Origin of the sequence: Nocardiopsis sp. FIRDI 009 (assembly GCF_003386285.1) — a bacterium.
Classification (GTDB): domain Bacteria; phylum Actinomycetota; class Actinomycetes; order Streptosporangiales; family Streptosporangiaceae; genus Nocardiopsis.
Genome location: NZ_QPNC01000034.1, coordinates 25,301 through 32,034, shown reverse-complemented (window position 1 = coordinate 32,034; position 6,734 = coordinate 25,301). Strand labels below are relative to the sequence as shown.

General features: G+C 67.3%; 9 protein-coding genes and 1 pseudogene. 8 read left to right on the top strand and 2 right to left on the bottom strand.

Features of this window, described 5'->3' with window-relative positions; translation table 11 throughout:
* Positions 1 to 58 precede the first annotated feature (58 nt).
* Positions 59 to 253 carry a hypothetical protein gene (locus DVR05_RS27610; RefSeq protein ID WP_232832292.1) on the bottom strand — a complete coding sequence of 65 codons (195 nt, stop codon included), beginning with the start codon at positions 251 to 253 and terminating at the stop codon, positions 59 to 61.
* A gap of 201 nt (positions 254 to 454) precedes the next feature.
* A pseudogene (locus tag DVR05_RS28030) lies at positions 455 to 631 on the bottom strand (helix-turn-helix domain-containing protein); the annotation flags it as partial.
* A 231-nt stretch (positions 632 to 862) separates the two neighbouring features.
* Here DVR05_RS28030 and DVR05_RS24080 point away from each other — a divergent pair.
* The 8 genes from DVR05_RS24080 to DVR05_RS24045 all read left to right on the top strand — a co-directional run bounded on the left by DVR05_RS24080 (position 863) and on the right by DVR05_RS24045 (position 6,510).
* A complete protein-coding gene (locus tag DVR05_RS24080; protein WP_198659330.1) occupies positions 863 to 1,060 on the top strand; it encodes a helix-turn-helix transcriptional regulator in 198 nt (65 codons plus the stop codon).
* Positions 1,060 to 1,275 (top strand): helix-turn-helix domain-containing protein, encoded by a 216-nt coding sequence (locus DVR05_RS24075; RefSeq protein ID WP_116248191.1) that lies wholly within the window; start codon positions 1,060 to 1,062, stop codon positions 1,273 to 1,275. Before DVR05_RS24080 ends, DVR05_RS24075 begins: the two co-directional genes overlap by 1 nt.
* Positions 1,276 to 1,323: 48 nt before the next feature.
* Positions 1,324 to 1,806, top strand: coding sequence for a hypothetical protein (locus tag DVR05_RS24070; RefSeq protein WP_116248190.1), 483 nt, complete (start codon positions 1,324 to 1,326; stop codon positions 1,804 to 1,806).
* Entirely contained in the window at positions 1,806 to 2,126 is a 321-nt protein-coding gene (locus DVR05_RS24065) for a hypothetical protein (RefSeq protein WP_116248189.1), read from the top strand. The genes DVR05_RS24070 and DVR05_RS24065 overlap by 1 nt, the downstream gene beginning before the upstream one ends.
* Before the next feature lie 188 nt (positions 2,127 to 2,314).
* Positions 2,315 to 2,935 (top strand): PD-(D/E)XK nuclease family protein, encoded by a 621-nt coding sequence (locus tag DVR05_RS24060; protein ID WP_232832291.1) that lies wholly within the window; start codon positions 2,315 to 2,317, stop codon positions 2,933 to 2,935.
* Positions 2,936 to 2,951: 16 nt separating this feature from the next.
* Positions 2,952 to 3,482: a hypothetical protein gene (locus tag DVR05_RS24055; protein ID WP_116248188.1), complete on the top strand. Its 531-nt coding sequence runs from the start codon at positions 2,952 to 2,954 to the stop codon at positions 3,480 to 3,482.
* A 194-nt stretch (positions 3,483 to 3,676) separates the two neighbouring features.
* Complete coding sequence (locus tag DVR05_RS24050) at positions 3,677 to 3,979, top strand: hypothetical protein (protein ID WP_116248187.1); 303 nt, start codon at positions 3,677 to 3,679, stop codon at positions 3,977 to 3,979.
* A 179-nt stretch (positions 3,980 to 4,158) separates the two neighbouring features.
* Positions 4,159 to 6,510, top strand: coding sequence for a phage/plasmid primase, P4 family (locus tag DVR05_RS24045; RefSeq protein WP_232832290.1), 2,352 nt, complete (start codon positions 4,159 to 4,161; stop codon positions 6,508 to 6,510).
* Positions 6,511 to 6,734: the final 224 nt, after the last annotated feature.

Genomic DNA, 6,734 nt, shown 5'->3' with positions numbered 1-6,734 from the left:
GGAGAGATCACCCGGGCTGTGCTCGTGCTTCAACTCCGCGAGGCAGGATGAAAAACGCTCAGTTCATGTTTCTGCGTGTCCGTGCTTCCTCCTGCTGGCGCTCCCACCGGCGTCGTTCCGCGTCCAGGACCAGCCGTGCTTGAGTCTCGGCGTTGTCGATCGCGCGCTGGATCATCTCCTCGGCGACGTCGTCCGGGACCCCCGCCGCGTCGGCCTCCAGGTCGCGCACGATCTGCCACACGCGACCGGACATGTGGTGCGTGCGAGCCTCAGTGACGTAGCTGCCACCGTCGGTCGGTTCACCTCGGGAGGCTTGGGAGTGGATGTCACCGCTGGCCTGATCGATCGGGCTCAAGGGTAGCCCCGGGTAGCCCGCCGCCTTGGCGACGCGGGCGGCCAAGCCGAGAGCTGAGTCGCTCTGGGGCGCCTCGGACACGCAGCGTGTCAAGAGGTGCTTCAAGGAGTCATAGCTGGGTCGCGAGATGCCCCTGGTCCACCTGGAGACCTGTGGCGCACTGACTCCCGCCCACTCTGCGAGTTGGGCTTGCGTGACACCAAGGTGGTCGCGAAGCGCGCCGAGGGCCTGCCGGAACCGCTCTGGCTGCCATGCTGATGAGAATTGATCTTGCATACATGCAAATTTAGCATCCTCGAAGTGCGTTCATCTAGGCAACAAAACCCTTACCTTGCCAGGTTTTTACCTTGCTTGCATGACTAGATTTCATGCAAAAGTGAACCGTAATCCCCTGTTGCATGGGAGATAAGGGGTTGCATCGAGGGTCTGTGTCTGTCTAAAGTTGCATGCATGCAAGGCAATGTGATCAAGCCTCGTCTCGTCCTCCGGACTCACCAGTTCCAGCGCATGATGCGTGCACGGGGCTGCGAGACCGCGTCGGCGCAGGCTGCTCTGCTGGGGGTCACCGTCTCCACGGTCACCCGTGTGTGTTCAGGCCATGTCCAGCCCAGTGGTGCGTTCGTCGCCCGCGCCTGTGACGTCCTCGACGTGGGACTGGCCGAGCTGTTCGAGGTCATCCCCGCGTCGGTGGGGAGTGTCGCCTGATGGCCCGGCTCCCTTCCACCGGTTCCGGTGAGATCCCACGCGTCGCCTACAAAGTGCCGGAGGCGGCCCACTCCCTGGCCCTGAGCGAGGCCTTCGTCTGGAAGCTCATCGCGTCTGGCGAGCTGCGCTCGTACAAGGTCGGCGCTGCCCGGTTCGTCCCCGCCTCCGCGCTCACCGAGTTCGTCGAGGCGAGGCTGGCAGACGACGCCGCCTGAACCCACCGAACCTCGTACCCGCCTCACCACCATGACGGGAGATTCCTCGTGAGCAAGTCCCGATCCATCGGAACACGGGCCGAGACCGGCGTGGTCCGCTACCTGCGTGACCACGGTTGGCCGTCCGCCGAGCGGCGTGCCCTGGCCGGGGAGCATGACCTGGGTGACATCGTCGGAACTCCCGGCATCTGCTGGGAGGTCAAGGGAGGGAAAACGGCGGAGGCGGCCCACGACGCCGACATCACCCGGTGGCTCGCCGAGACGGAGCAGGAAACCGCCAACTCCGGGGCCGATCTCGGCGTCCTGGTGACGAAACGCCGCAGCTACAGCGCCGCGTCAGTCGGATCCTGGTGGGCGCACCTGGACCTGATCACCTGGCACGCGTTGAACCGCGGTCGCCTACCGCTCCAGCCCGACATCGTTGGCCGGCCCATCCGTATGCACCTGTCCACATTGGTGCCCATCCTCAGAGCGGCCGGATACGGGAGTTCCGGCAGTGACGCGACAGAGACCTTGGACGAGGTGGCGTAGTGGGCGCTCGCGTCGACATCACGAGCCAAGCCACCCTCGTTGCCGCACTCCGCCTGGTCCGCGCGCAGATCGCCGAACAGAAAGAGATGGAGCGGGCGATCGAGGACAAGCTCAAGGCCCTCCTGGGGGAGGCCACCGAGGCGAGGATCGGCGGTGAGCCGGTCGTCTACTACCGGTGGACCAAGCCCCGTCGACAGGTGGACGTCCGGGCTCTGCGCGAGGAGCACCCCGACCTCGTCAAGGAGTACACCCGTACCACCGCTCCGTCGCGTCGGTTCGTCCTCCTCGACCCCACAGCCGGGGGAGGTGGAGAGTCCTGACGTTCATTCAGCCCGGCGACGCGGTCGGAATCGAGCCCGACAGCGGGGAGGGCATCCGGCGCACGCTCACCGAGATCATCCTCGACGCCTCCGCCAACGCTCCCCGCTCCAAGCAGCGACGGATCGGCCCCTCCGAGGTCGGTGACCCCTGCCCGAGGCGGCTCGCTTACAAGCTTATGGACTGGCCCGTGGTGAACGACGGCGGGGACCCGTGGCCGTCCATCGTCGGTACCGCCACGCACGACTGGCTGGCGGGTGCCCTGGAAAGCCACAACCGGGAGAAGGAGCCGGGCCGGTTCCTCATCGAGGAGCGAGTACGGGTCGACGACGGGGCCGTGTCCGGATACCGGTTGTCCGGTTCCTGCGACGCCTACGACACGCGCACTCACACCGTCATTGACCACAAGGTCGTCGGTGAGTCCGCGATGCGCAAATACAAGACCGAAGGAGTCCGTGAGCAGTACCGCATCCAGGCCAACCTCTACGGGCTCGGTTGGGAGAACGCCGGATACCGACCGGAGACCGTGGCCCTCGCCTTCTACCCTCGCGGCGGCATGCTCGGCGGCCTGTGGGTGTGGACCTCTGAGTACGACCGCCAGGCCGCCCTCGACGCCCTCAAACGGCTCGGTGCCATCCGCGACGCTCTTATCGCCCTGGACCCCGAAGCCCGCCCCCGGATGTGGTCCCACCTACCCGCCACCGCGAGCAGCGCCTGCCGGTTCTGTCCGTGGTGGAAGCCCGGAAGTTCCGACCTCGCCGTCGGTTGCCCCGGTGACCTCACCCCCGACCAGGCCACACCAGCCGCATAGGAACGGAGAACCCACCATGTCCTTCACCTTCAGTCAGCCCACGGGTGGCGGATTCTTCAAGCCCGTTGAGCACGACGGTCATCTCGTGCTCATCACCAACTGCCACAAGATCGAGGACCGATACGACCACTTCAAGGCCCGGGACGTTCCCGCCGCCACCGTTGACGTGGTCGACCTCGACGGTGACCAGAAGCTCCGTGAAGGTGTGCTGATGACCCACGGCGGCTTGGTGAACCGTCTGTCACCCGGCGCCCACATGGTGCTCGGCCGCATCGGCAAGGCGACCACGAGCTCTGGGTTCGAGGCATGGGTCCTGGCCCCCTTCGACGAGCAGGGCGCTGACGCGCGGCGCGCCCAGGAATGGCTGGACTCCCAGACCCCTGACCAGGCGTCGGCGGCTCCGAGGGCCGAGTCCGGAACCGCCTCCTCGACTCAGGAACCGGTTCGGCAGCGGGCGTCCTCCACCGCCACAGCGGGGACTCCGGCGATGGCCGATCCCAATGACCCCGCAGTCCAAGCCCTTCTGGCCAGCCTCCAGCAGAAGTAGCCCGATGGGTGGTGCCCCGGCCCCCGATTCCGGGGCACCACCGAACGGGGGACGGACCCGAAGCCCGGGGCCCTCACCCTCCTCCGCGGCGGACCGCCATCCCACCAGCCCGAACGGCTCTGATCGAACCGTCGGGACCCGCACGCACCTCGCTGGGTTCCTCAACACAAGCAGCACGACGACGAGAGGGCAGCATGCAGGCCAGTACAGAGGGTGTCCGGCTCCGCGACGCCGGAATGGCCGCGGTGACCGAAGCGTCTAGTGACGATGTCGCTGCCATCGACCACCTCATCGCTCGCGCGGCGGTCGGAGGCCGTCCCTTCTCCGCCAACGACATTCGCCCGTACTTGCCGCCTGTGGTGCGCACCGCGCTGATCGGCGCCCGCTTCGCCTACTTTCACCGACGCGGTGTCATTCATGCCATCGGCTATGTGAGATCGACCGACCCAGGTACCCACGCTCACCCCGTACGCCTGTGGCAGGGCGTCCTCCGATGAGCGGGGATCAGCCCTTCAGCCCCGACCCAACGACCAGAAACGGTGACGACGTGCCGGACACGGGGCTTTCCCGCTCCACTCTCGACGCCGCCCTCACCCTCCATTCGGCCGGACTCTGTGTCATCCCCGCGGCCGCCGACGGAACCAAGGCGCCGGCCACGGGAATGTGGAAGCGCTACATGACCGAGCGCCCCACAGTCGAGGCGCTGAGGAGCTGGTTCTCCGACGGGCACCCCGGCATCGGGATCGTCACCGGGGCCGTCTCCGGCGGAGTCGTCGCGCTCGACGTCGAACACCGAGCTGTCACCGAAGGCGTCTTCACGCGTTATCGCGAGCTGGCGCGCGAGTTCGGACTCGGCGACGTGCTCAGCGCGGTCATGGCCGGATATACCGAGCTGACCGCGTCGGGAGGGCTCCACCTGCTCTGGCGTGTCGATGATGGTCGGGGCGTCGCGAACATGAAGCTCGCCTCCCGGCCCTCCAACGACCAAGAGCTGGCGGCGCGCCCTGGCCAGAAGACCCAGGTCCTCATCGAGACCAAAAGCGAGGGGGGCTTCCTCGTCATCGCCCCTTCCCACGGGTCCGTGCATCCGACCGGGCGTCCGTGGACCCTGCACACCGGGGGCGCGGACAGCATCGCCACTCTGGATCGTGAGGTCTCCGACGCGCTTCTGGAGCTTGCCCGGATGCTTGACGCCACCCCGGGACACGCGGCACGCGGCTTCTCCCAGCCCGCCAGCGGGTCACGGAGCGGAGGTGGAGCCAGCCCTGGCGACGCCTACGAGGCCAGCACCGATTGGTCCGACATCCTCACCCCCCACGGATGGGTCGAGGTGTACAGTTCCGGGCGCACCCGGTACTGGCGGCGTCCGGGGAAGCGGGTGGGATTCTCCGCCACCACCGGCCACGCCGAGGACAGGGACCGTCTGTACGTGTTCTCCACGAGCACCGAGTTCGACAGCGAGACCCCGTACACGAAGTTCGGTGCCTACGCCCTCCTCGAACACGGAGGCGACCACAAGGCCGCCGCGAGGGCGCTCAAGGCCGCCGGATACGGCGAGTCCGCGTCGGAGCCGTTCCGGCACCTGACCGCCGTCCCCGCTCCGGCGTCAGGTACGCGGTTCACACGGCCGGATCGGTCCCCGGTCACCGACGGCACCGCGGCACTCGCCGTCAGCGAGCTCGCTCCGGTGACCGCCCTCGACACCTATTCCCGCACCGACGACGGCAACGCCCTGCGCCTGGCCGACACCCATCAGGACGAGATCCGCTATGTCCCAGAGCGAGGCAGGTGGCTTATCTGGAACGGCCACCGGTGGGCTTGGGACGACGTCGGCCGCGTTCCCGAGTTCGCGCGAGCGATCGCCCGCGCGCTCCCCGACGACACGAAGGAGGACGCCGCCCACAAGGCGCGCTCGCTCGCCGCGCGGAACCTGGGCGCGATGGTGCAGCTCGCCCGCACCGATCAGCGCGTCGTCGCCCCTGCGGCCCGCCTTGACGCCGCTCCCCGTCTGCTCAACACCACTGGTGGCGTCGTCGACCTGGAGACAGGCGAACTCACCGAACCCGATCCCGCCCAGCTTCACACACGCTCGACGACCGCTGCGCCCGACCCCGACACGCCCACACCGAGATGGGACTCCTTCCTGGCCGACACCTTCGGAGGCGACCGTGAGGTCATCTCCTACGTGCAACGCCTCGCCGGGTTCTCAGCGAGCGCTGATGTCGGCACTCATGTGCTGCCGTTCCTGCACGGCGGCGGCTCCAACGGTAAATCGGTGTTCCTGGACGTGCTGAGGGAACTCCTCGGCGACTACGCGACCACCGCGCCGCACGACTTCCTCATGCACTCCCGTTCCGCCCACGAGACCGAACTCGCCCGTCTCCAGGGCATGCGGCTCGTCATCTGTTCCGAGGTCAACCAGGAGGACCGGTTCGACGAGGCCAAGATGAAGATGCTCACCGGGGGTGACACCATCACCGCCCGGTTCATGCGTCAGGACCACTTCACCTTCGAGCCCACCCACCACCTGTGGCTCATGGGCAACCATCAGCCCGAGGTGAAGAGCGGCGGTGCGTCCTTCTGGCGCAGGCTTCGGCTCATCCCCTTCACCAACACCGTCGCGCCCGAGAAGCGGGTGGAGAACCTCGCGCGCATCCTCGTCGGCGAGGAGGGCCCCGGAATTCTCGCGTGGATCGTTGAGGGGGCTCGGCAGTATTTCGCCACCGGCCTTCAGGATCCGGACAAGGTCAAGGTCGCCACTGAGACCTACGCGGCGGAGGAGGACCATCTGAGCCGTTTCCTTGAGGAGAACTGCCGTGTCACCGACGGCGATCTCGTGAAACTCGAAACGAAGAGGCTGCGCGGCGCCTATGAGTCCTGGTGCGCGGGCGAGGGCATCAAACCGCTGGCCGCCTCACCCTTCGGCCGTGAGATCAAGGCCCGCGGGATCGCTTCCAAACCCTCCAATGGCAAGCGGTACTACCTCGGCCTCACCCTCCTCGAAGACAGCACACACGGGAGCCCCTGATGGCGGGACGGCCACCGCGTCGCTGTCACTGGACTCCGACCGCGGAACCCCCGCCGACCTCGAGCAGTGACAGCGGACCGGCCCCAGTGACAACGGGAGGGACAGCGAAAAGTGACCTCAGATCACGATGAGACTCCAGGTCAGAGCAGGAGAAGTGACAGCAGTGACACCACATGCGCGGTTCCGGTTCCACGCGCGCACGCACAGACGCACGTTCCGGCCAG

Coding starts and splice junctions, on each gene's coding strand:
- DVR05_RS24050 (WP_116248187.1), top strand. CDS start 3,677: ATGCAGGCCAGTACAGAGGGTGTCCGGCTCCGCGACGCCGGAATGGCC.
- DVR05_RS24055 (WP_116248188.1), top strand. CDS start 2,952: ATGTCCTTCACCTTCAGTCAGCCCACGGGTGGCGGATTCTTCAAGCCC.
- DVR05_RS24080 (WP_198659330.1), top strand. CDS start 863: ATGATGCGTGCACGGGGCTGCGAGACCGCGTCGGCGCAGGCTGCTCTG.
- DVR05_RS27610 (WP_232832292.1), bottom strand. CDS start 253: ATGTCCGGTCGCGTGTGGCAGATCGTGCGCGACCTGGAGGCCGACGCG.
- DVR05_RS24075 (WP_116248191.1), top strand. CDS start 1,060: ATGGCCCGGCTCCCTTCCACCGGTTCCGGTGAGATCCCACGCGTCGCC.
- DVR05_RS24045 (WP_232832290.1), top strand. CDS start 4,159: ATGACCGAGCGCCCCACAGTCGAGGCGCTGAGGAGCTGGTTCTCCGAC.